Annotated in this window: 1 protein-coding gene; it reads right to left on the reverse strand. The window is 27.8% G+C overall.

The features are described 5' to 3' along the window. Positions 1–528 (reverse strand): dsDNA nuclease domain-containing protein (locus tag SM447_RS29940; protein ID WP_474576216.1); only part of this gene is annotated, 528 nt, incomplete at both ends.

Consider the following 528-nt stretch of genomic DNA (forward strand, 5'->3'; position numbering starts at 1 on the left):
CAGCAATCTTTCCTTTAGCACTTAATTGTGACGAAGGAAAAGGTAACTCAGACTTCTGAAAGCATAAAATATTTTGATATATGGGATCAACAATCTTTAGTTCATTTGTTAACCTCTCTAAAATATCTTTAATTTCATTTTCTTCTAAATTAGTAAAATGGCATTGATCCCCTAAAATTTTAATTTTCGTTTTGAAATTAATATCACTAATAGTTAAAAGACATAATTTTTTAACATTTTTTTTAAATAATTTATTTTCAACGCCTAAAATCATTTTTCCAATTATAGAGTTGCCACCAACTTCATACTTGCAGAGATTATCTATTGTAAAATTAGCTTCAGTAGTTTTGATTTGATAAAACTCAAATTCGACATCATCGTGTAGATGAGTGGAGTTGGAGCAAATAACATCCTCATGATACTCAACAAAAATTACGAACTCTTCTTCTTTCAATAATTTTTCTAATAAATAGACTATTGCCCAATCAGCTTGATAATGGAATCTTAATTGAGTATCTAGTCCGTTAT

The organism is Micromonospora aridisoli (genome assembly GCF_056150025.1).